18 protein-coding genes are annotated in these 25096 nt (G+C 31.7%); 13 read left to right on the forward strand and 5 right to left on the reverse strand.

What is annotated here, in order from left to right; translation table 11 throughout:
• The first annotated feature begins 11 nt into the window (after positions 1-11).
• The 4 genes from ACEWL1_RS01475 to ACEWL1_RS01490 all read left to right on the forward strand — a co-directional run bounded on the left by ACEWL1_RS01475 (position 12) and on the right by ACEWL1_RS01490 (position 4756).
• A complete protein-coding gene (locus tag ACEWL1_RS01475) occupies positions 12-2033 on the forward strand; it encodes a M3 family metallopeptidase (protein WP_409231512.1) in 2022 nt (673 codons plus the stop codon).
• A 56-nt stretch (positions 2034-2089) separates the two neighbouring features.
• Positions 2090-3307, forward strand: a complete 1218-nt coding sequence (locus tag ACEWL1_RS01480; RefSeq protein WP_409231513.1) for a carboxypeptidase-like regulatory domain-containing protein — start codon at positions 2090-2092, stop codon at positions 3305-3307.
• A gap of 95 nt (positions 3308-3402) precedes the next feature.
• Positions 3403-3972 carry a hypothetical protein gene (locus ACEWL1_RS01485; RefSeq protein ID WP_409231514.1) on the forward strand — a complete coding sequence of 190 codons (570 nt, stop codon included), beginning with the start codon at positions 3403-3405 and terminating at the stop codon, positions 3970-3972.
• Positions 3973-4243: 271 nt separating this feature from the next.
• Entirely contained in the window at positions 4244-4756 is a 513-nt protein-coding gene (locus ACEWL1_RS01490) for a hypothetical protein (RefSeq protein ID WP_409231515.1), read from the forward strand.
• Here ACEWL1_RS01490 and ACEWL1_RS01495 read toward each other — a convergent pair.
• Positions 4745-5992, reverse strand: coding sequence for a glycosyltransferase (locus tag ACEWL1_RS01495; RefSeq protein ID WP_409231516.1), 1248 nt, complete (start codon positions 5990-5992; stop codon positions 4745-4747). The two genes, ACEWL1_RS01490 and ACEWL1_RS01495, sit on opposite strands and share 12 nt — an antisense overlap.
• Positions 5993-6466, reverse strand: a complete 474-nt coding sequence (locus ACEWL1_RS01500) for a heme-binding domain-containing protein (protein ID WP_409231517.1) — start codon at positions 6464-6466, stop codon at positions 5993-5995.
• A gap of 97 nt (positions 6467-6563) precedes the next feature.
• Here ACEWL1_RS01500 and lpdA point away from each other — a divergent pair, with 97 nt between their 5' ends.
• Together lpdA and ACEWL1_RS01510 are read left to right on the forward strand one after the other, a co-directional pair.
• The gene (gene lpdA, locus ACEWL1_RS01505; protein WP_409231518.1) at positions 6564-7964 is read left to right on the forward strand and encodes a dihydrolipoyl dehydrogenase; all 1401 of its coding nucleotides are present in this window, start codon (positions 6564-6566) and stop codon (positions 7962-7964) included.
• A 129-nt stretch (positions 7965-8093) separates the two neighbouring features.
• Entirely contained in the window at positions 8094-9287 is a 1194-nt protein-coding gene (locus ACEWL1_RS01510; protein WP_409231519.1) for a hypothetical protein, read from the forward strand.
• A gap of 12 nt (positions 9288-9299) precedes the next feature.
• Here ACEWL1_RS01510 and ACEWL1_RS01515 read toward each other — a convergent pair whose 3' ends face one another.
• Positions 9300-11120 (reverse strand): sodium:solute symporter family protein, encoded by a 1821-nt coding sequence (locus ACEWL1_RS01515; RefSeq protein ID WP_409231520.1) that lies wholly within the window; start codon positions 11118-11120, stop codon positions 9300-9302.
• 98 nt (positions 11121-11218) lie between these two features.
• Between ACEWL1_RS01515 and ACEWL1_RS01520 the strand changes: the two genes are divergently transcribed.
• The 6 genes from ACEWL1_RS01520 to ACEWL1_RS01545 all read left to right on the forward strand — a co-directional run bounded on the left by ACEWL1_RS01520 (position 11219) and on the right by ACEWL1_RS01545 (position 19061).
• Complete coding sequence (locus ACEWL1_RS01520) at positions 11219-12562, forward strand: anthranilate synthase component I family protein (RefSeq protein ID WP_409231521.1); 1344 nt, start codon at positions 11219-11221, stop codon at positions 12560-12562.
• Positions 12534-12782, forward strand: coding sequence for a hypothetical protein (locus ACEWL1_RS01525; RefSeq protein ID WP_409231522.1), 249 nt, complete (start codon positions 12534-12536; stop codon positions 12780-12782). The genes ACEWL1_RS01520 and ACEWL1_RS01525 overlap by 29 nt, the downstream gene beginning before the upstream one ends.
• A 38-nt stretch (positions 12783-12820) precedes the next feature.
• Positions 12821-14083 carry a serine hydrolase domain-containing protein gene (locus ACEWL1_RS01530; RefSeq protein ID WP_409231523.1) on the forward strand — a complete coding sequence of 421 codons (1263 nt, stop codon included), beginning with the start codon at positions 12821-12823 and terminating at the stop codon, positions 14081-14083.
• A gap of 17 nt (positions 14084-14100) precedes the next feature.
• The gene (gene tilS / locus ACEWL1_RS01535; protein ID WP_409231524.1) at positions 14101-15411 is read left to right on the forward strand and encodes a tRNA lysidine(34) synthetase TilS; all 1311 of its coding nucleotides are present in this window, start codon (positions 14101-14103) and stop codon (positions 15409-15411) included.
• Between the two features lie 112 nt (positions 15412-15523).
• Entirely contained in the window at positions 15524-17512 is a 1989-nt protein-coding gene (locus ACEWL1_RS01540) for a protein-disulfide reductase DsbD family protein (RefSeq protein WP_409231525.1), read from the forward strand.
• Between the two features lie 58 nt (positions 17513-17570).
• Positions 17571-19061, forward strand: coding sequence for a S10 family peptidase (locus ACEWL1_RS01545; RefSeq protein WP_409231526.1), 1491 nt, complete (start codon positions 17571-17573; stop codon positions 19059-19061).
• Positions 19062-19130: 69 nt separating this feature from the next.
• Here ACEWL1_RS01545 and ACEWL1_RS01550 read toward each other — a convergent pair whose 3' ends face one another.
• Entirely contained in the window at positions 19131-21875 is a 2745-nt protein-coding gene (locus ACEWL1_RS01550; protein ID WP_409231527.1) for a TonB-dependent receptor domain-containing protein, read from the reverse strand.
• A gap of 255 nt (positions 21876-22130) precedes the next feature.
• Here ACEWL1_RS01550 and ACEWL1_RS01555 point away from each other — a divergent pair, with 255 nt between their 5' ends.
• Positions 22131-23666 (forward strand): YifB family Mg chelatase-like AAA ATPase, encoded by a 1536-nt coding sequence (locus ACEWL1_RS01555; RefSeq protein ID WP_409231528.1) that lies wholly within the window; start codon positions 22131-22133, stop codon positions 23664-23666.
• Here the strand turns inward: ACEWL1_RS01555 and ACEWL1_RS01560 are convergent.
• Positions 23663-25096 (reverse strand): alpha/beta hydrolase, encoded by a 1434-nt coding sequence (locus ACEWL1_RS01560; RefSeq protein WP_409231529.1) that lies wholly within the window; start codon positions 25094-25096, stop codon positions 23663-23665. The genes ACEWL1_RS01555 and ACEWL1_RS01560 overlap by 4 nt on opposite strands.

Raw genomic sequence — 25096 nt, forward strand, 5'->3', positions numbered from 1 at the left:
TAAATTATCTAATGAATCCACTTTTACACCATTTTAATACAGCACCTTTTTCTAAAATTTCTACAAAAGACTACAAACCTGCAATTAAAACTGCCATTGAAGAAACTAAAAAAGAAATTGATGTAATCGTTTCAAATCCAGAAGCGCCAACTTTTGAAAACACCACCGTTGCATTAGATTTTACAGGCGAAAAACTTGGAAGAATTACCAGTATTTTCTTCAATTTAAATTCTGCTGAAACCAATGATGAAGTTCAGAAAATTGCACAAGAAATTTCTCCTTGGCTGAGTGATTTCTCTAATGACATCAAATTAAACAAGGAATTATTTGAACGCGTAAAATCGGTTTTTGATCAAAAAGAAAATTTAGATTTAACTGCCGAACAACACATGTTGTTAGAAAAACAGTACAAAAGTTTTGCTAGAAATGGCGCAAATTTATCCGAAGAAAAAAAATCTGAATTGCGTAAAATTGATGCTGAATTATCAAAATTATCTTTACAATTTGGAGAAAATGTATTGGCAGAAACCAATGCTTTTGAAATGCATTTAACGAAAGAAGATGATGTTGCTGGGTTGCCAGAAAGTGTAAAAGAAGCAGCACATCAATTAGCAAAAGAAAACGAAAAAGAAGGTTGGATTTTTACCTTAGATTATCCGAGTTATATTCCTTTTATGACCTATGCAGACGATCGTGAATTACGAAAAAAACTAGCAATCGCTGCTGGTAAAAAAGCGTTTCAAGATAACAAATATAATAATGAAGAGATTGTTTTAAACATCGTGAAATTGCGTCATCAACGCGCAAATTTATTAGGTTATAAAACACATGCACATTTTGTGTTAGAAGAACGTATGGCAGAAACTCCAGAAAAAGTAATTACTTTTTCGAACGATTTATTAGCCAAAGCTAAACCAGCCGCTCAAAAAGAATTTGAGGAACTAGAAGCCTATGCAAAAAAGCTTGACGGAATTGATCAATTACAAAAATGGGACGGTTCTTATTATGCAGAAAAACTAAAGAAAGAGCGTTTTAATTTAGATCAAGAAATCTTAAAACCCTATTTCAAATTAGAAAATGTTATTGATGGTGTTTTTGAAATTGCAAATCGTTTATATGATTTACAATTTGAAGAGGTTTTTAACATTGACAAATATCACCAAGATGTTAAAACATACAATGTAACAGATACAAATGGGAACTTTATTGCTGTCTTTTATGCAGATTTTCATCCAAGAAAAGGAAAGCGAAATGGCGCTTGGATGACTTCTTACAAACCGCAACAAATTAAAAACGGAATTAACGAAAGGCCACACGTTTCCATCGTATGCAATTTCACCAAACCTACTGAAACCAAACCTTCATTATTAACTTTTAATGAAGTTACAACATTGTTTCACGAGTTTGGGCATGCACTACACGGAATGCTAGCAAATACAACGTATAATAGTTTGTCTGGAACTTCAGTTTCTTGGGATTTTGTTGAATTACCTAGTCAAGTGTTGGAGAATTGGTGCTACGAAAAAGAAGCTTTAGAGTTATTCGCTAAACATTATGAAACTGGAGAAATCATTCCGATGGAATATGTTGCAAAAATCAAAGAATCGGCCAGTTTTCATGAAGGAATGCAAACACTTCGTCAATTGAGTTTTGGTTTGTTAGACATGAGTTGGCACAGTGAAAATCCATCAAAAATAAAGAGTGTAAAAGAATTTGAAAATGACGCTTTTTCAGAAACAAAATTATATCCAGATGTGGCAGAAAATTGTATGAGCACTGCTTTCTCTCATATTTTTCAAGGAGGATATTCTGCAGGATATTATTCGTACAAATGGGCTGAAGTGTTAGATGCTGATGCATTTGAATATTTCTTAGAAAAAGGAATTTTCAACAAAGAAGTTGCTACAAAATTTAAAGAAAATGTCTTATCAAAAGGCGGAACAGAAAAACCAATGGAATTGTACAAACGCTTTCGCGGACACGAACCAAAACCAGATGCGCTGTTAAAAAGAGCAGGTTTAATTAATAATTAACTTTTACTTCTTAAAACATTGCGTTGAAGTCCTTATTTTTATCGAAATTATTTTCTATGAAAAAAGGACTTTTTACTTTTCTTTTATTGTGTATTTCCCTCGCCGCTTTTTCTCAAACATATATTAAGGGTAAAGTTACCACAGATACAAATGAAAACTTAGAAGGAGCATCGGTCTATTTAAACAACACAACCATTGGAACTACCACAGATAGCAACGGGGAGTTTATATTACAGGTAAACAAGGGCAATTTCGACTTAATAGTTTCTTTTATAGGGTACACAACATCTAAAATTAAGATAAACACCAATTTAGAGGTTGATTTTTTACGTTTCGTATTAAAGCCAGAAACTAATATTTTAAATGAAGTTGTACTTAAAAAAACAAAGTACGATGAAGACTGGAAGTATAATTTATCTCGATTTAAAAATTTGTTTTTAGGAAAAACTAAATTAGCTGAAAAAGCTATTATTTTAAATCCAAAAACACTGCATTTTGAATACAATATAAAAACTGACGAATTAATTGCTGAAGCCAAAGAACCGCTTAAAATTAAACATGAAGGTTTAGGGTATTTAATTACTTATGATTTAGTTAACTTTTCTGTTAAAAAGAATCGTTTATTTTTTAGTGGTTACGCTAGATATACCAATTTAAAAAAGAAAATAAAAAAGAAATGGAAACGAAATAGACTTGAGGCTTATTACGGTTCTCAAATGCACTTCTTAAGGAGCTTGCTAAATAAAAACCTTACTCAAGATGGGTTTGTAATAAACCAATTTAAAAGAGAACTAAACCCAGAAAGACCTACAGACGAAGAAATTAAATCTGCAAGAGAATTGATTTATTTAAATAAAGAAATCGTTAAGTATTCAAAAAATATTTCAAACCCCATAAGCCCTTTAGATAGTGCTTTAGTTATTGCACAGAAAAGCTCTTTACCAAAATATCAAGATTTTTTATATAAAAGAAATGTTGATTATAACGATATGATTTCTTTCGAAAAACAAACTCCATTTCTTGATTTCGAAAATCATCTTTCTATTATTTATAAAAACGAAAAAGAAGAAGAAAATTATTTAATAGGAAAGTTTGGGAAAAGAAAAAAACCATCTGGAGTTCAAACTTCAAACATAACACTTGTTGATGGAAAATCTATTATTGACCACACAGGTGTACTTGTTAATCCAAGCGCAATATTTGTAGAAGGATATTGGGCTTTTGAGTCTTTTGCAAATATGTTGCCTTTAGATTTTATCCCAACAATAAACTAATCTTTAATTTTAAAAATAAAACCCTATCTTGTAATTCAAATATCTTTCCAGTTTTAGCCCCCTAACATTAAGCTGAATGTTAATAAACTATTGAAGTGAAAGTATTATTGCTCTTTTTTTGTTTATTTTCTTTTCTTTCAAGCAAAGGACAAGAATCTATGATGAGTATTTCTGTGCATCAAGATGTAAGATTACTTTTTATTGGTGATGAGCGTGGTAATTCTGCCTTTACACCCGATTTATTAATTAGATTTGAAGTTGAAGCTTTTAAGTTAAAAAAAAGCAGTTTCAAATTGTATTTTGGCGCTGAATATGCTGATTTAAATAGTGCTGCTTTTCAGCGTTTTTTATTAGGAATTGGCTATCAAACAAAGTTTTCTTTTTCAGAAAAATTTATATTTGGACTTTATATTGATCACGGAATAATTTTAAGAGGTAAGAATAGTTTTTTAGCTAAAAATAAACCACCACCTTCAAAAAAGATAGATGAAGAATCTTCTTTTATGGGTTTAAGTATCAATTTTGAAACCACATATCCAATTTCTCAAAAAATGCGACTGTCCCTTTTATACCAGGCAATTGACAGGAGAGATTTAACTTCTAGGTTTGGAAGTACAACCAACATAAAAGGAAGTGTTTTTCTTGGGGTGAAACTTGCTTTGTAAACTATTTTCTATGCTTTTCTTCGATCCATTTACTCATGTATTTTGTGCTTTGTAATGTTTGATGTTGTACTAAATTGCCCATAAAGTTTTGAGTTCTGTGTTGTACACTATTTTTTTGAAGCAATTTATTTATAAAACTAATTTAACCTGCTTTAAAGCATAATTATTCCCTTTCGCCGAAACAATCCTATGCTGTGAACGAATTTTGCGACCTTAACCTATAAGCTACCTGTAAATTTGGAGTGTTATTAACAATCTGAAATCACTTATAATGAAAAATTTACTATTATGTATAGCCATATTCAGCTATACCTTTGGCAACAGCCAATCTTCAGTAAACTTAACGGTTCACCACGATGCCAAACTCCTTCTTATTGGAGACAATAAAGGAAATAATCCAATTACTGTTAACCTTTTATTAAAAGCAGAATTCCCTGTAAAAGAATATTCATCAAGCACTTTATTTGTATATCCAGTAATTGAATACGCTGACCTAATTGGAGGAAACTATCAAAGATATGGAGCTGGAGTTGGTTACAACATACACAACCTCTTTCGAAACTTCGATATTGGTGCTTCAGCAGACTACGGAAAACTAAAAAGAGGCGGATACTATGATGGATTAAGTTTCAATGTCAATGGAGAAATTGCCTACAGAATTAACAACAGAATTGCTGTGAGTTATGTATATCAGGTTGGACAAAGACCCGATTTAAAAGCATTATATAATTCTAAAACAAAATTTATAGGAAGTGGTTTTATTGGAATAAAACTAACACTGTAATTTGTTTTTAGCTGCGATCCATTTACTCATGTATTTTGTGCTTTGTAATGTTTGATGTTGTACTAAACTTCCCATAAAATTCTGAATTCTGTGTTGTATAATTTCTTTTTGAAGTGACGCTAATCGGTTTATAAATTGTGTTCCTATTTTTTCTTTATCGTATATTTTATTGATGATTAGAATTCCTTTTTTCTGAGATTGATTCCATAAATTTTTATCAGAATAAAGTGCAATCGCTTTTTTAGATAAAAGGGAAAAATCATCTTCTACAAAACCATTCCAAGGAAAATTATCATGCATTCCTTCTGCTCCAATTGTAGTTGTAACACTCGGTGTTCCACACAGCATTGCTTCGGTGAGTTTTCCTTTTATTCCTGCGCCGAAACGTAACGGAGCTAAAACTACTTTTGCATTTTGCACTACTTCTTTTGCATTTTCTGCATAACCTTTAACAATAAAACCTTCTTTTTGATTATGTAACTGTTGAATTTGCTCAGTAATATAAGCTCCATAAATATGAACTTCTGCTTTTGGAATTGCTTTTCTAATTGCGCCCCAAATGTATTTTTTTAAAGTAATCACTGCATCAACATTTGGTTTATGAAAGAAATTACCCATAAACACAAAATGGTTTCTTTTAGAAAAACTTTTCCATTTTTTAGTTTGATGTTGATCTATTTTATCCAGTAAAAAAGGCAGGAAATACAATATACTTTCATCAACTTTAAAAACAGACTTTAGTAAATTCATTTCAAAAGTAGAAATGATTAAAGATACATCACAACGTAAAATTGCTGCAATTTCTCTTTTAGCAATATCAGAAGTTACTAATTTTTCAATTGTAAAATTCTCTTGTTTTTTTATGGACTCCTCTCTAACTTTTCGCAAACAATGTAAGTCTTCTGTATCTAAAATTCGGATTGCACTTGGACAATTTTCTGCAACGCGCCATCCAAATTGTTCTTCCATCATAAAGCGATCAAAAACTACAATCGTAGGATTTAGTTCTTTTACAAAATCATCAAAAGAAATCGAATTTAATTCAATAGAAATGGCATCAACATTCATTGATTTTAAATCAAAAGCATTGTTTGTTTGTTGAGTAGTTGTTGCAAATGTAATTGCATAATTTTGTTCTAAAAACAACTCAATTAATTGCAGCATTCTACTCCCAGCAGCCGAAGAATTTGGCTCAACCCAAACAGCCCCAATGATTAAAACAGATTGATTGGTCAATTATTTTGCTTTTAGTTGTACTGCATAATTAGACTGAACTCCTTTTGCCCAATCTACAATTGTATTAATTTGTGCATCGGTTAAATTTGCTTCAGAATGTGTCCATGTATAAGAATCTAATGGCATGTTTTTCTTTTCTACTTCTTCGTGTAATTCTTCAAATTTATGTTCTTTTCGTTTTAAAGAATACTCGCTCCATTTAGAGAAATTTAGTTTCTTTTTTCCAACTTTTATATGATCATCCATCCAATAATTAACAGGTGTAATAGAACTATACCAAGGATAATTCGTAGTATTTGAATGACAATCAAAGCAAGATGATTTCATGATTTTAAGTACTTCTTCTGGCGGACTTGTTTCTTCTATAAAAGTTGCTAAAGAAGTGAAATCTCCTTCATTTTTTTCGGGCCCAAAAAACTGAGCAACTATAAAAACGAATAGCAGCAACCAGCCTATTTTTTTTACTATTTTCATTTGTGTAGATTTTAAAGATTTAAAGATAGTAATTCTTCTGAATACTATCGTTTTTAAACAATAATGTTTACTTTTGTATTCCAAAATTATATTAAAAATGAAATACGACATCATCGTTATTGGTTCTGGTCCTGGAGGATATATAGCTGCAATCAGAGCTTCTCAATTAGGCAAAAAAGTAGCAATTATTGAAAAATACTCAAGCTTAGGTGGAACATGTACAAATGTTGGATGTATTCCTTCAAAAGCATTGTTAGATTCTTCGCATCATTATTACGATGCAGTTAATCATTTAGATGCTCATGGAATTTCTGTTGAAGCTCCAAAAGTAGATTTTTCTAAAATGGTTGAACGCAAAGCAAACATTGTAGAAACAACTACTGGAGGAATCAAATATTTAATGGACAAAAACAATGTAGCTGTTTTTGAAGGATTGGGTTCTTTTGTTGATGCAACACATGTAAAAGTTACAAAAAATGATGGTTCTGAGGAAACGATTGAAGGAACAAATATCATTATTGCAACGGGTTCAAAACCATCAACGTTGCCTTTTATCACTATAGATAAAGAACGTATTATTACTTCTACTGAAGCCTTAAAGTTAAAAGAAATTCCAAAACATTTAATTGTTATTGGTGGTGGAGTAATCGGACTTGAATTAGGTTCGGTTTATAAGCGTTTAGGTGCGGATGTTACCGTTGTAGAATATGCTCCGAAAATCACTCCAACTATGGATGCTGATGTTTCTAAAGAACTACAAAAAGTACTAAAGAAACAAGGAATGAAATTCGCAGTAAGTCACGGTGTTACTTCTGTTGAGAGAAATGGTGATGAAATACTTGTAAAAGCTACTGATAAAAAAGATAGAGAAATTGAGTTTAAAGGTGATTATTGTTTAGTAGCTGTTGGACGTAAACCGTATACTGAAGGATTAGGCTTAGAAAATGCTGGTGTACAATTAAACAATAGAAATCAAGTTGAAGTAAATGAGCATTTACAAACAAATATTTCTAACATTTATGCAATTGGTGACGTTGTTCAAGGTGCAATGTTAGCACATAAAGCAGAAGAAGAAGGTGTTGTTGTTGCTGAATTTTTAGCTGGACAAAAACCACATATCGATTATAATTTAATTCCTGGTGTTGTGTATACTTGGCCAGAAGTTGCTGCTGTTGGTAAAACAGAAGACGAATTAAAAACTGCTGGTGTAGCTTATAAAGCAGGAAAATTTTCTATGAGAACTTTAGGAAGATCTAGAGCAAGTGGAGATTTAGATGGATTTGTAAAAGTGTTGGCTGATAAAACTACAGATGAAATTTTAGGAGTTCATATAGTTGGAGCACGTGCTGCAGATTTAATTATGGAGGCTGCAGTTGCCATGGAATTTAGAGCTTCTGCTGAAGATTTAGCTAGAATTTGTCATGGTCATCCAACCTATTCTGAAGCCATTAAAGAAGCTGCAAAAACTGCTTGGGACGGAAAACCATTAAATGCATAAAAAATAAATTTTATATAAATATTCGAAAAAGCAACTCTTCTTCGGCTACGCTCAGTAACCAAAAAGAGTTGCTTTTTTCTTTTTAAAACTTTAGCGTATTTTTATCGAATGCAAAAATGGTGCTTTCTTGTGTTTTTTCTTTTTTCAATTCTTTCTTTTTCTCAAGAAAAAGACAGTTTATATTTTAAAAACGGAATCGAAAATCCGAGTTTATTAACAACACATCATTTTGGGATTTTTAGCGCAAGAATTAATCAAAATTTTAAATTAAAAACTCCTACAAAAACCACTTTTACGTTTAGCTCAGAAAGCGGAAATACATTTCATCCTTTTGTAGAAATGTATCTCCCAAAAGATCCAATTATAAGAGAAGATTTTAGCAAAAAAATTTGGTTTAACAGACAGTTTGCTTTTATCGATCAGGCAACAACTCCGGCAGAATATTCTAACATTATTATCGACGCTGTTATAAGAGGTTTTCGGTTGCAAATTGCATTCCCGATTGCCAAAGAACATGAACTCGGAATTACACTTCGCTCCTATCTAATTACCAAAGGGAACGACCCTTTTTCTTTAATTACAAGTGATGAAAGTATCGAATGGTTTCACAGTAATATTGCTGGAGGAGAAGATCCTTATGGACGAAGATATTACGGATTAAATCAAGTACATTTTAAATATACTGATCGATATGGAAATGTTTTAGAACTTGAAAACAACGAGTTTTTTTTAGGCGGGATTGAATTTAACCATCATTATTACCCTAAGTTTTTAATCAATAAGAAAAGAAATTTATTTGTCAATTTTGGAACACATTTAGGAATCAACACTTCCAAATTTAACTCGTCTTTAGATGTTGGGTTTTCTGCAAATCTGATTCATAAAATTCAACTACAAAACAAAAACGAATTCAATATTGCTTTAGGCGGAAGTTTGCTGAGAAAGAATCTGATCAACTTTAAAGATGTTGTTGATTTAGGAAATAATCAATTTTTAGGAAGTGTAGAAAGTGAAATAGAATTCACAAAATTTACACGAAAAAAGAACTATCATTCATTCGGAATTCATTATCAAATTCAAACGAGATATAACAAACATGATGAAGCAAGTTATTATCACTTAAAGGGAAAATGGCAAGAAATAAAAGCAGGTTGGCATCATGGATTTACAACGTTGTATGAAGGTTTATCTGCTTGGACATTTTTGTATACGCACGGAAGACCAAACTATAAAATTACTTTATATTTAAAAGAAGATTTATTGGTAAATAACGCACCCGATGCACAAACCGGAATCAGTATTCAAATCCCGATTTCTAAATAAGGGTTTTGATTATTAAAGTATTTTTGCTCTAATCTTTATCCAAACTCTTTTTAATAAATATCCACTTATAATTGCAGTAATTGTAATGCTGATAGCCAAAGTAGTTTCTCCATAAATCCAATATCCTGTTGCAAACAAACAGCTGTAAATAAACACACAACCTAATAACATGGCTAAGATTCCAGACGGAACACTCCAACCTTCTTTATCATTTACAATATCAATATTCTCTGACTTTGCCTCATCAATTACTTTTGACCATCCTGGTCCGCCAGGTTGTATTTTTTGATAAAAATTACGCAATACATCTTTACTTTCTGGCTGAGTTAAGAATGTAACAAGCAACCAAATAATAGTTGTTATAAATACAATCATTGGAAATCTTGACCAATCTGGCAAAACACCAGCAGCTTCTTTAGTCCCAAATAACAAAACTCCTACCGAAGTAAAATTGATAATGATAGAAATTATTCCTGATGAAAACATGGCCGCAATTTCACTCCACGCATTAATTCTCCACCAAAACCAACGTAAAATAAAAATCAATCCTGTTCCAGCACCAAACATTAAAATTACATCAAACAATTGTAATGCGTTTTGTAAAACCAACGCTAACAAAGCGCTGCAAATCATTAATACAACTGTTGATAGTCTTCCAACGGCAACTAATTTTTTTTCTGAAGCATCAGGGTTTATTTGCTGTTTGTAAAAATCATTTACAATATAAGATGAACCCCAATTTAAATGTGTAGAAATAGTACTCATATACGCAGCAACTAAAGAAGCCAACACCAATCCTAACAAACCACTTGGCAACTTTGTTAGCATTGCAGAATAGGCTAAATCGTGTCCTAATTTATCTGGGGTTACATTCGGAAAAGCTTCTTGAATACTTGCCAAATCTGGATATAAAACCAAAGAAGCCAACGCTACAATAATCCATGGCCAAGGACGTAATGCGTAATGCATAATATTAAAAAAGAAGGTTGCACCAATTGCATGATTTTCATCTTTTGCCGCTAACATTCTTTGTGCGATATAACCACCACCACCCGGTTCTGCTCCTGGATACCAAGCGCTCCACCATTGCACAGCTAAGGGAATAATTAATAACGTAATTAAAGCCGATTTATCATTAAAATCTGGTAAAAGTGACAATTTATTAGCAACATTTTCATTTGTCAACAGAGCTTCTAAACCACCAATTTCTGGAATATTTACCAAATAATATGCCGCACCGATGGCTCCTGCCATGGCAACAAAAAACAATAAAAAATCTGTGTAAACAACACCTTTAAATCCACCAACAGCACTAAATACAACTGTAATAACTCCGGCATAAATTACGGTTTCCCAAGGTTCTAAACCCAACATAATTTGCCCAATTTTTATTGCTGCTAAAGTAACAGCAGACATTGCCAAAATATTAAAAACAACTCCTAAATAGACCGCTCTAAATTTTCTTAAAAATCTTGCTGGTTTTCCACCATAACGCAATTCGTAATATTCAATATCTGTATTTACAGCAGATTTTCTCCACAGTTTTGCATACACAAAAACAGTTAATAAACCCGTAATTAAAAACGCCCACCAAACCCAATTTCCTGAAACTCCGTTGTTACGAACAATATCTGTTACTAAATTTGGCGTATCTGTAGAAAATGTGGTTGCAACCATTGATAAACCTAATAACCACCAAGGCATATTTCTTCCTGATAAAAAATACTCTGAAGAGTTTTTCCCAGATTTTTTTGAAACATATATTCCGATAAAAAGTGTAATTGCAAAAAAGGAAATAATTAAAACGTAATCAAATGTACTTAGTGAAACCATTGTATAATTTTTGAAGGCTGTAAAGTACTACATTTTTAGAAAATAATTGCAAGATAAAAATGAAGCTACACCATTAAGATTTGTATTTTTGTAATTGCATGCAAAGAGTACAAAAAAGTTTTTCGGTAGAATCTATTGATGAGTTTAAATCAAAAATTTTGATTTGGGCGCAACAATACGAAGCAATATCTTGGTTAGATTCTAACAAATACAACCAAAAATATTCTTCCTTTGACGCTGTTTTAGCGGTTGATGAGTTTACCTCTATCAAAACAGATTACACCAATGCTTTTGACAAACTAAAAGAGTATCAATCTATTACAAACGATTATTTGTTTGGCTATTTGAGTTATGATTTAAAAAACGATGTTGAAAATTTATCTTCTAAGAATTTCGACGGATTGGATTTTTCTGATTTGTATTTCTTTCAACCGCAACGCATTCTTTTTATCAAAGGGAACACGATTGAATTTTCTTATTTAAAAATGATTGATGATGAAATTGAATCGGATTTTGAAGAAATAAACAAAATTTCTTTAGGTTTCGACTCCGCTCAACCTGACAAACCATCCAAAGAAATAAAAGTAAAACTAAGAATTCAGAAAGATGAATATCATCAAAAAATTACTGCAATTTTAAATCACATTAATAGAGGAGATATTTACGAAGCAAATTTTTGTCAAGAGTTTTATGCAGAAAACGCGACGATTAATCCATTGGAAGTATATCATCATTTAAATGAAATTTCTGAACCGCCATTTGCTACTTTTTTAAAATGCGAACATCAGTATTTATTATCGGCATCGCCAGAAAGATATATCAAAAAAGAAGGAAAAAAAGTAATTTCTCAACCCATAAAAGGAACTGCAAAAAGATTGATTAGCAAAGTGGATGACGCCCAAATTGCTTTTGATTTAACGAGAGATGAAAAAGAACGATCAGAAAATATTATGATTGTAGATTTGGTGCGAAACGACTTATCTAAGACTGCCATCAAAGGTTCTGTAAAAGTGGAAGAATTGTGTAAAGTGTATTCTTTTAAACAAGTGCATCAATTAATTTCTACTGTAGTTTCTGAAGTAGAAAACACCACGCACCCTGTAGATATTATTAGAGAAACTTTTCCGATGGGAAGCATGACTGGAGCGCCAAAAGTTTCTGCAATGAAAATTATAGAGGAACAAGAAGAAACCAAACGCGGATTGTATTCTGGAGCCGTTGGATATTTTACTCCGAATGGCGATTTCGATTTTAACGTTGTCATTAGAAGCATTTTATACAACGAAGAAAATAAATACATTTCCTTTTCTGTTGGAGGCGCAATTACAGCAAAATCTACTCCAGAAAAAGAATACGAAGAGTGTTTATTAAAAGCCAAAGCGATGAAATATGCGCTAACCAAATCTGATTCAAATGATTATCGACCAAGACGAAAAATTTAAGAAAGCAATTGCTTCTTTTGAAGGAACTTATCAAGTTCAGGATGTTTTTAATACATTTATTGCATTGTATCCAGAAGATTGGAAACAATTAAAAATAAATTATTCTAAATTTAACCGAAGTAAACAGTTTGGAAAAACCATTCCTTTACCAAAACCAGAGGTTTCTTTAAAAAAAATGATTCAAGTTTGGATGTCAAAAAACAAAAAAGCACAACAATAATGTTGACGAAAAAAATTCTTTTTTTGAGTTTCTTTGTAATGAGTTTTTCAATCAATGCCCAGAAACTAACTTATGGAAATCCGTCTGAAGTACACATGGATTCTCTCTTTATGCATCAAAAAATAGATTCAATTATTACAGATGCAATTCAACAACAAGCATTTCCTGGAGCACAAATTTTAGTTGCTAAAAATCATACAATTATTTTTCATAAAGCTTACGGATTTCAAACCTACGATAGCATTCAACAGGTGCATTTAGATGATTTATATGACATTGCTTCTGTAACAAAAATTTTAGGTCCGCTGCCAGCAATTATGAAATTATATGACGAAGGGAAAATAGATTTGGATGCTCCTTTTAGCAAGTATTGGAAACCTTGGCAAGGAAGAAGCGACAAAAAGAATTTAACTGTTAGAGAAATATTAGCGCATCAAGCTGGATTAAATCCGTACATCGTTTTTTTAAGTGAAATACTAAAGAAAGATAAGTCTTTAAAATCTCGTTTTGTAAAGACAAATGCTAAAAATAAGTTTACAAGTCAGGCCTATGATAACATTTTTGTTAAAGATCGTTTTAAAAATAAAATGTATCGACAAATCAACAGATCTAAAGTTTCTGACGTTAAAAAATACAGATATTCTGGGTTGACATTTTTACTGTATCCTAAAATAATTTCTGATATTACCAATGTAAATTATACCGATTATCTACAAGAAAATTTTTACAAACCACTTGAAGCAACGACTTTAGGATTCATACCAAAAACGAAGAATTTTACTAATAAAATTATTCCAACAGAAGTAGATTCTTTGTTTAGACACGAATTAACGAATGGCTGGGTTCATGATGAAAATGCAGCTTTAATGGGCGGAGTTTCTGGTAACGCAGGTTTGTTTGGAAGCGCCTTAGATTTGGCAAAAATGATGCAAATGTATGCTAATTACGGATATTATAATTACAAACAATACATTTCTAAAAGCACCTTAAAAGAGTTTACAAAAATTCAATTTCCTGAAAACGGCAATCGTCGTGGTTTGGGTTTTGACAAACCGTTAATTGGCAACGACACGTTGTCGATAAGTGAAGCATATCCAGCTCCAGAAGTAAGTGCAGAAAGTTTTGGTCATGCTGGATTTACAGGAACTTTTGTTTGGGCAGACCCAAAACACGATTTGGTTTTTATCTTTTTATCAAACCGAGTGTATCCTAGCAGAACACACAGAAATATTTACAATTTAAATGTGAGACCAAAAGTGCAGCAAGTTTTTTATCAAGCAATAAACAAACTAAAAGAATAAAATAATTTCAACATAAAGTGTTAGAAAAATTAGAACAACATATCGCTCATAAATTCTCTTTTTTAAAAGAGAAAAAACTATTAATTGCTATTTCTGGCGGGGTTGATAGTGTTGTGTTAACACATCTTTTACATCAGTTAAATTTTGATATTTCTTTAGCGCATTGCAATTTTAATTTACGTGGAACTGAGAGTGATAAAGATGAAGAATTTGTAAACGAACTTGGTAAAAAGTTAGACATAACAACTTTTTCAATCCGTTTTGAAACGGAAAAATATGCAAAAGAAAATCAGCTTTCAACACAAGTTGCTGCAAGAAATTTACGCTATGATTGGTTTCAAGAATTAACCAATCAACATCTTTTTGATTTTGTTTTAACGGCACATCATGCAGATGATAATTTAGAAACTTTTCTTATCAATTTAACGCGCGGAACAGGTTTGGAAGGCTTCACTGGAATTCCGGAAGTGAACAATCATATTGTGCGTCCATTTTTAATTTTTTCTCGTGATGATATTGAAACATATGCAAAAGAAAAAAATATGAATTGGCGAGAAGATAAAAGCAATGCGTCTTCGAAATATCTACGGAATAAAATACGACATCAAATTGTTCCGATTTTAAAAGAAATCAATCCAACTTTATTAGAAAATTTTCAGAAAACATCAGAATACTTGCAAGAAAGTCAACAAATTATTGACACATCCATTTCTGAATTTAAAAAAAAAGTAGTTGAAGTTTTAGAAAACGGTACCTTAAAAATTGATATTTCTCAACTTCAAAAAACCAATAACCCAAAAGCATATGTATATCAATTATTAAAAGAATTTGGTTTTACAGAATGGAACGATGTTACGCACTTATTAAGCGCGCAATCGGGAAAAGAAGTGCTTTCTAAAACACATCGCTTATTAAAAGATAGAGATTTTTTATTGTTATCAGAAATTAAAGAAAACAATAAAAATTTAGAATATAAAATTACAGAAAACACTTTAGAAATCACAATCCCGTTACACTTAACATTTAAAAAAACGACAGAGATTTCCTCAGAAAACACGAATGAAATTTTTGTTGATTTAGAAAAAGTAACCTATCCGTTAGTTCTTAGAAAATGGCAACATGGCGACTATTTTTATCCGAAAGGAATGCAAGGAAAAAAGAAAGTTTCTAAATACTTTAAAGATGAAAAATTCTCTCTTCTAGAAAAAGAAAATACATGGTTGTTGTGCACAAATGAAACTGTACTTTGGATAGTTGGCTACCGACAAGACAATCGTTTTTTAGCCGATAAAAACACAGCAACTGTTTTAAAAATAACAGGTTGCTAAACGTATAAAACTTTGTTAATTTTAACGAATATCCGATTAATAAATTTCTAGACTTTAGTTATTCAAAATTGATTTCGTATTTTTATCCACTTATTTGAACAGAGGATTATTTATGAAAAAATTACTTCTATTATTCGCCCTACTTTTTAGTTTTTCTAGCGTAGTAAATGCACAAACAGAAACTCCAGTTACTTGGTCTTCTACGTTTGAAAAAATTAGTGAAACCGAGTATGATTTAATTATGACCGCCAACATTATTCCTGGTTGGCATTTGTATTCTCAGTTTACAGAAGATGGCGGGTCTTTACCCATAATTATAAAAAAAGGCGATGAAACCGCTAATTTTAAATTGGTTGGTAAAGCTGTAGAAAGCGACACGATAAAAAAGTTTAGCGATGTTTTTGAAGTCTACGAATCTTACTTTGATAATTCTGCTGTTTTAAAACAGCGCATTCTTTTAAACGACACAACTATTAATGAAGTAAACTTAAATTTAACTGGACAAGTTTGTAAAGAAATTAATGGTGTTTGTATTCAAATAGATGAAGATTTTACGTTTACTTTTAAAGGAAAAGCATCTGTAAAGGAGAAAGTAGTTTTAGATGAAAAAAGTAAGTTATTAAGCGATAAATTACGATTAGATTTAAAAAATACAGAGATTTTAAAAAATGAAAACGAATCAAGTTCTGACGGAAACTCAAGCTTACTAAATATCTTTTTATTAGGTTTTGCGGGCGGATTATTAGCGCTTTTAACACCGTGTGTGTTTCCAATGATACCATTAACAGTTTCGTTTTTCACAAAGCAATCACAAAACAAAAAGAAAGGAATAACTAATGCCATTTTATACGGATTATTCATTGTAATCATATACATTTTATTAAGTATTCCGTTTCATTTTCTAGACAGTTTGGATCCAGAAATCTTAAATAATATCTCAACAAATGTTTGGTTAAATATTTTCTTTTTTGCCATTTTAGTGTTTTTTGCATTTTCATTTTTTGGATATTACGAAATAACTTTACCTGCATCATGGGGTAATAAATTAGATTCTGCATCTGGAATTGGAGGAATTATCGGAATCTTTTTTATGGCATTAACTCTAGCAATTGTCTCCTTTTCTTGTACCGGGCCCATTTTAGGTTCATTATTAGCAGGCTCATTAACATCGGATGGTGGCGCCATGCAATTAACTGCCGGAATGAGTGGTTTTGGGTTAGCGTTGGCTTTGCCTTTTGCTTTGTTTGCATTATTCCCTGGCTGGTTAAATTCATTACCAAAATCTGGCGGATGGCTAAATACCACAAAAGTTGTTTTAGGGTTTTTAGAATTGGCTTTTGCTTTTAAATTCTTATCAAATGCTGATTTGGTAGAACATTGGGGACTTTTAAAACGTGAACTATTTATCGGAATTTGGATTGTAATTTTTGTTGGATTGGCGTTGTATATTTTTGCTAAAATTAAATTTCCGCACGATTCTAAAATTAAAAAATTAAGCTTTTCTAGAGTTTCGTTTGGAGTTTTAGTAATTGCATTTGTGGTATATTTAATTCCGGGAACAATGAAAAACCCTACTTGGGATTTACGTTTATTAAGTGGTTTTCCACCTCCACAATTTTACAGCATTTACGAAACAGATACCGATTGTCCATTGGGATTAAATTGTTTTAAAGATTTTGATGAAGGATTACAATTTGCAACAAAAAACAACAAACCTATCTTATTAGATTTTACAGGTTGGGCATGTGTAAACTGTAGAAAAATGGAAGAAAATGTTTGGGTAGAAAACGACATTTTCACCACTATAAACGAAGACTATGTACTGATTTCTTTATATGTTGATGATAGAAAAGAATTGCCAGAAGATGCACAATTTAACTTTATAAAGAAAAACGGAAACCTTAAAAAAATTCAAACTATTGGTGATAAGTGGGCAACATTTCAAGCCATTAATTTTAAATCTGCTTCGCAACCTTATTATGTTTTAATGAGTCCAGATTTAGAAATTTTACATGCTGCACAACAATATACAGATAGAGACACCTATTACAATTGGTTAAAAGAAGGCTTAGAGAAATTCACAAAATCTTCTAAAAAATAATTTAGATAAAAATTGAATTCAGAATATTTGGTTACTTTTATAAAAAAGTAACCAAATAATGAAAACAAAACTCACATCTATTTTAATTTTTTTGTGTTTAACAATAACTTCTTATGCACAAAAAAGAACAATTCCTACAGACACAACCGTTGTAACAAATCATACAACAACAATTAATGGAAAAAAAATTAATTACACTGCTTATACGGGAACTCAACCTGTATGGGACAACGAAGGAAGTGCAAAAGCAACTTTATTTTACACGTATTATAAACGAACCAACAATGTAAATACAGCAAATAGACCTTTGCTAATTTCGTTTAATGGTGGTCCAGGTTCTGCATCCGTTTGGATGCATTTAGCATATACGGGGCCAAATGTTTTAAAAATTGATGACGAAGGTTATCCCATACAACCTTACGGATACAAAAGCAATCCGCATTCTGTTTTAGATGTTGCAGATATTGTTTTTGTAAATCCTGTAAATACTGGTTATTCAAGAATTGTAGAACGTGAAGGAAAAAAAGTTAATAAAGCAGATTTTTTTGGCGTAAATGCTGATGTTAGATATTTAGCAGAATGGATTACCACTTTTGTTTCTAGAAATAATCGTTGGTCATCACCAAAATATATTATTGGAGAAAGTTACGGAGGCACTAGAGTTTCTGGTTTAGCAGATGCTTTACAAAGTAACGAATGGATGTATTTAAACGGAGTTATTTTAGTTTCTCCTGCAGATTATGGAGCAAAAAATTCTGATAATGCTGTTGCTTCTTCAATTGATTTTCCATATTTCACTGCTGCCGCTTGGTATCACAAAATGTTATCTCCAGCTTTACAAAACAAAGATTTATTAGCCATTTTACCAGAATCCGAAGACTTTGCAATCAACACTTTAATGCCTGCAATTGCTAAAGGCGGATTTATAAGTGCAGCTGAAAAAAATCAGGTTGCAGAAAAAATGGCTTATTTCACCGGACTTTCTAAAAAAGTAATTTTACAGCACAATTTAGAAATTCCAAATAGTTTCTTTTGGAAAGAGTTATTAAGAAACAAAAACGGCAAAACCATCGGAAGGTTAGATTCTAGATACATGGGAATCGACAAAAAAGAAGCAGGAGATTCTCCAGATTACAACTCAGAATTAACTTCTTGGTTGCATTCTTTTACCCCGGCAATCAATTTGTACATTAAAGAACATTTAAATTTTAACACAGATGTAAAATACAATATGTTTGGACCTGTTCATCCTTGGGATTTTAGAAATAATAATACTCGTGAGGAATTGCGTAAAGCAATGGCTACAAATCCGTATTTAAACGTGTTATTTCAAGCAGGATATTACGATGGAGCAACAACCTATTTTAATACAAAATACACGATGTGGCAAGTTGATCCTAGCGGGAAATTAAAAGACAGAATGAGCTTTAAAGGATATAGAAGCGGACACATGATGTACTTACGAAAACCTGATTTAAAAGCTGCAAATGATGATATAAGAAACTTTATAAAAGCAAGTGCTTCTAACGGAAAGCCAGCAAAATATTAATTACTAAGTAAGCATAAAAAAAAAGCAGTTACAAAAGTAACTGCTTTTTTTTGTGAAATTTTATATAGCTTAATGCCTCATCATTCTTCTTCCTCTTCCTCTTGAGCTACTTTGTTGAGTTCCTAATGTATACGTTAAACTAACCATATAATAAGTTCCTAACACATCTTTAGTTGTTTCTTCAAAATAGTTATCAGAACTACTTCTAGAGAATCCAACGCTTTTGTTTAATAAATCTAATGCAGTTAACTTAATATTCATCGCTTTAGACTTTAAGAAGTTGTACGAAACTGAAGCATTCCAAATTGGCACGGTTTGATCTGTTCCAAAATTACTATCTGTATAAATATCGTATTTATATTGTGTGTTAAAGTTGAATGCTTTTGTAATATTCCAATCAGATTTTATGTAATATGATTGTTGAATATATTCTCTATTAGATGTTGTTCCAGAAAACGTAGTATTGTTTTTACTGATGTTTGCTCCAACAGCTAAATCTAAAAAGTCTTTCTTATTATTCTCTAACGTTACTCTAAAACTTGTGTTATTAGTATTGGTTTTATTGTTTATGGTATTAATTACAGATTGGTAATTACTTGTTGATACATTTACTCCTAAATTATAACGGATTCCTAATTGCTTTAGTCGATTTCCAAAATTTACGTCTGCACTAAAGTTATCTCTGTCTCCTAAGTTTACATAACTACTTGTTTTAACTCTTGTTGCAATATCTGTATCTTCTTTGTTTACAATTGCGTTGCTTGTACTATTATAACTTACATGTGCAAAGAAACTAAATCCTGTTGCAAAATTATAATTACCATACATTGCAAATAATGAGTGCTGATCTTCTGGAGTTAAATTTTGATTTCCTTTTCTGATAAATAAAGGATTGAAATTGTTTTCAACTGGAGAAACTTTACTTAAGCTAGGTAGATTTAAAGATTTACTATATCTAAGCATCACCCAACTTCCTCTTTTTGGACGATATCTAAATCTAAAAGATGGATTAAAACTTGAGTATTTTTTTTCGAAATTAGAAACGTTTGTCAAACCAAAATTTTGTGTTTGTTCTTGGAACTCTGATCCAATAGTTATGGACGTTTTTTCATTATTATATTTATAATCTAAACTACCATACGTAGTTCTTTTTTCTTCAAATAAATCTGCTGTAAAAGTAGAACTCGCGTTATTAGAACCGTTTAATGTTTGAGTTTGATCTGTGTATTCATCTTCATTATTCACTTTGATTCCACCACCAATTTCAATAAAATGATTGTCGTTTAAAGGCTCTGTATATTGCAACTCAAAATTAATATTTCTTCCTCTATTATTGCTTTTCTGAGTACTCAAAGAAACTTCATCCGTTTTTGACGCATCCGTATAATCTTTTGTATTTGTGTTTCCGCTATTATTATCGCTCTTATCAGAAGAAAAATCAAATTCTACCTCAAAACTACGTTTGCTTGTTTTGTTAAATCTTTTGATATAATCTAAATTTACACTAGCGCTGTTACTTTTATTATCGCTATTAGAAGTACCTGTATTTTCTAATTTTTTTGTATTGGGATCATTTGCCTCAAAAGCATCAAGTGTACTTGTACTACTTCCGTTTGTGCTACTAGAGTTTAATCTACCTCTAAGGGTTATTGTTCTTAAATCACTAGATCTATCTATATAGCTAAAGTTTGCTTTATTAGATTTGGTTTCACTATTACTATTAGAACTACTTTCAGAATATAATTTATCTGACCCAACAAATTCTGTTCTTTTAGAGAATACATTTCCTGATTCTGAGTTTACAGAATTGTAAAAATAATCGGCATTTAAGTTTTGTTTACTTTTTAACTCATATCCTAAATTAAAACCTGCAATACCTGTAGTAATAAAACCAGAAGAACTTCCTCCGCTTCCACCTCTACTAACTCTAAAACCTCCTCGGCCACCACCACCAAAAGACATAATTTCAGAAATATCAGAACCAGAACTGTTTACATTATTTGCTCTTGCAATAATAGAAACTTGCATTTTTGGAGAAAAACGGTTGTAGTTTAAACTCGTTAAATAACGTTCATCTGAACCATAACCTCCTTGAAACTTACCAAAAGCATTTACTTTTCTATCATCTTTTAAAGTAAGATTTATTACTTTAGAACGGTTTGTATCGTCCACTCCTGTAACTCTAGATTTATCACTTTTTTCATCGATCAACTCAATTTTCTTAATTGCATCTGCAGATAAGTTTTTTAAAGCAACAGAAGGATCTCCACTAAAAAACTCTTTTCCATCTACATACACTTTAGAAACATCTTCTCCTTGTGCTTTTACTTTTCCGTCTGCATCAACCTCTACACCAGGTAACTTTTTTAGTAAATCTTCTACGGTATCATCAACCCTAACTTTAAATGCTTTTGCATTAAAAGCCATTGTATCTTTTTTAATTGTAATTGGAATAACAGCAGAAACCACAACTTCATCTAAAGTATTGTCTAATTCTTTTAATATGATAGTCCCAAAATCTAAAGACTTCCCTGTAAAATCAATTTTCTTTTGATATACTTGATATCCCAATAAGTTAATTTGAAAAATTCTTTTCCCGTTAGATATTTCTACAACTTTAAAGTTTCCTTTAATGTCTGTGCTTGCATAACTAATTAAAGTAGAATCAGCTGCGTTAAGAACTGCTACAGAAGCAAATTCTAAAGGATTTTTTTCTTCATCTATAATTTTACCAGAAATACTCTGTGCAATTGCATTCGATGAAACTAATAATAAAGCGAATACTACTAGTTTTGTTGTAATTGATTTAATCATTATTTATTTATTGATTTGTTTGGTTTCTATTTATCAGAATAGCTTCTGCTAAGACCTTTGTTTTCTGTAAAGGTTTAATTGCAATTTTTTATTTTAATATTTCTTTAACATTTACCAACGTAAATACTTTCAAGTTTTCAATGCGTAAATGTATGGAGCTTAAATATATATCAACTTCTATTTAACATTATTTAACAAGATTTTAATATCCTAAAAAGTTCATAATTTTTTCTTATTTTTAAAAAAAGAAAAAAAATGCTAGTTAAAGTTTATGGTAGTGCCGTCTTTGGCATAGAAGCTACCACCATTACCGTTGAAGTAAATATTGATAAAGGAATTGGGTATCATTTGGTTGGATTGCCAGATAATGCTGTTAGAGAAAGCTCTTTTAGGATTTCTGCTGCACTGAAAAACAATAATTACAAGCTTCCTGGAAAGAAAATCATTATCAACATGGCACCCGCCGATATTAGAAAAGAAGGCGCTGCGTATGATTTAACCTTAGCTGTTGGAGTTTTAGCCGCTTCCGAACAAATAAAATCACCAAATATTGACGAGTATGTTATTATGGGCGAATTGTCTTTAGACGGAAGTTTACAACCTATAAAAGGTGCTTTGCCAATTGCCATAAAAGCCAGAGAAGAAGGTTTTAAATATTTTATTTTACCAAATGCAAATGCCAAAGAAGCAGCTATTGTAGATGATTTAGAAGTTTTAGGAGTGGAAAACATTATGGAGGTTATCAATCATTTTAATGGTGATGAAAAAATAGCACCAACAATTGTAGATACAAGAGCCGAATTTTATAAAAATATCGATTTCCCAGAGTTTGATTTTTCGGATGTAAAAGGACAAGAATCTATAAAACGTTGTATGGAAATTGCCGCTGCTGGCGGGCATAATATTATTCTTATTGGTCCGCCAGGATCTGGAAAAACCATGTTAGCAAAACGATTGCCTTCTATTTTACCACCAATGACGTTGCACGAAGCGTTGGAAACCACCAAAATTCATTCTGTAGTTGGTAAAACGAAGAACAACGGATTGTTATACCAACGTCCGTTTAGAAGTCCACACCACACCATTTCTGATGTTGCTTTGGTTGGTGGTGGACAATATCCGCAACCTGGAGAAATTTCTTTGTCTCATAACGGCGTTTTGTTTTTAGACGAATTACCTGAATTTAAACGTACTGTTTTAGAAGTCATGCGTCAACCGTTAGAAGATAGAGAAGTTACTATTTCTAGAGCAAAATTTACAGTTACCTATCCGAGTAGTTTTATGTTGGTGGCGAGTATGAATCCGAGTCCGTCTGGATATTTTAACGATCCAAATTCGCCAATGACCTCTTCTCCACAAGAAATGCAACGGTATTTAAGTAAAATTTCTGGACCTTTATTAGACCGAATTGATATTCATATAGAAGTAACTCCCGTTCCGTTTGAAAAATTGACAGAAGAACGCAAAGGAGAATCTTCTATTGAAATAAGAAAACGTGTAACGGCGGCAAGAGAAATCCAGTCTGAGCGTTTTACACCTTTTGAAAACTTGCATTACAATGCACAAATGAATGTAAAACAAATCAGAAAATATTGCAACCTTTCTGATGAAAGCATGTCTTTATTAAAAACAGCGATGGAAAAATTAAATTTATCAGCTAGAGCGTACGATCGTATCTTAAAAGTTGCGAGAACGATTGCAGATTTAGACAATTCTGATAACATTACTCCAACTCATATTGCAGAAGCCATACAATATAGAAGTTTAGATAGAGATGGTTGGTTGGGTTAATTTTTTCCTTGTTTTACTTTCCAGTAAATCACATTTTCTCTACTTACTCTTTCTAAAGTTTCTCTAAAAGGCGCACGTTTTCCTGATTTCATTAAATCTAAAATATCTTCCATTATTGATTTTGTAGTTGCAAAATAAGAATGACTTAAAAAACTCGTGTCCACTCCAGAAGCATCAATAGTTTCTACACCTTTTACAATTACAACTCCTTTTCCTGCATCACCAGCACGTTTACTTCCATGTACTTTTCTTGAAGCAATCAACGCTAAATCGTCTGAGGAAACATATAAGGTAATAGGTTTTGCTATTTTCTTTACCATTTGCGGCGCAATATCTCTTCTAAAAACATCTGCATCAATATCTGGAGCTGCCAAAATAACTTCTGTAATTTTATCTTTTAACTCCGGATTCTCATTCATCAATTCAATCAATGCTTTTGTCAACCCACGATTTCCCATACTGTGCGCAACCAAATAAATATCATCAGCTTCTGTTCGGGTTAAATAGTCTTTTAAGAAGTTTTTCATATTTAATCTTGCCCACTCAATATTTGCTTCATCAACAGTATAACCAGTTGTTGTACCTTGTGAAGGCCAACTGTAAAAAACAGGTTCTCCACTAAAACGTAAATCAAACGTAATTTGTGCAGTACGCATTGCTGCATCAGCAAACGACACATTATAACCGTGTACAAACAAAAAAGTGCTCTTTCCGTTTTTGGCAATTCTTGTTTTCATTTGATTGAAAAAAGCGTCTTTATCTTGCTTTTGCAAAGACTGCATCATGATGTGTTTTTTTGGATCCTCAGAAAATTCTAATCTCCAATACGAGGGCCTTTCTATTTCGCCTAATTTGTGTGTATACGGAATACTAACGATGGTTCTACCATATTGAATTTCTGCTCTTTTACCGCCAAATCGTTCGTTTAAATCACTGTCTTTTGTGTCATTTCTATCGGTTGCAAACGAAACAGGTATTTCGATATAATCTTTAGTGCCCGCTGTATTGGTAAGCGATCTAGTTACTACAGTTGTGGTTGTTATTTCTCTAAGACAAACACTAAAATTTTGAGTTTCTCTTTTATTATTTGGCAATACAACTTCTATTGCAAAATTGATGGCTTTAAATTGTTGAAACGCTTTATTTCCTTCTAACCAACTTAACGGATCTGTATTTCTTAACTCACTGTAACTATTAAACGTGTATCTAATTTCGTTGTTTAAAGAGATGATTAGTTTAAACGTTTTAATGTCAGATTCGTCTCCTTTTACAAAATCTAAAAAGACTTTGCTATAATCTGTTTTGTTGGTTAAACAGTTTTGCGAATTGTACGTTTTTATATTGTTAGTCAATTCAAAAACTACGGTATTGGTTTGCGCTTGCGAAACTGAAAATGTAATTAAAAATAGCAAAAGAAAGATACGTTTCAT

It is taken from the genome of Polaribacter gochangensis, from assembly GCF_046224025.1.
Classification (GTDB): Bacteria; Bacteroidota; Bacteroidia; order Flavobacteriales; family Flavobacteriaceae; genus Polaribacter; species Polaribacter gochangensis.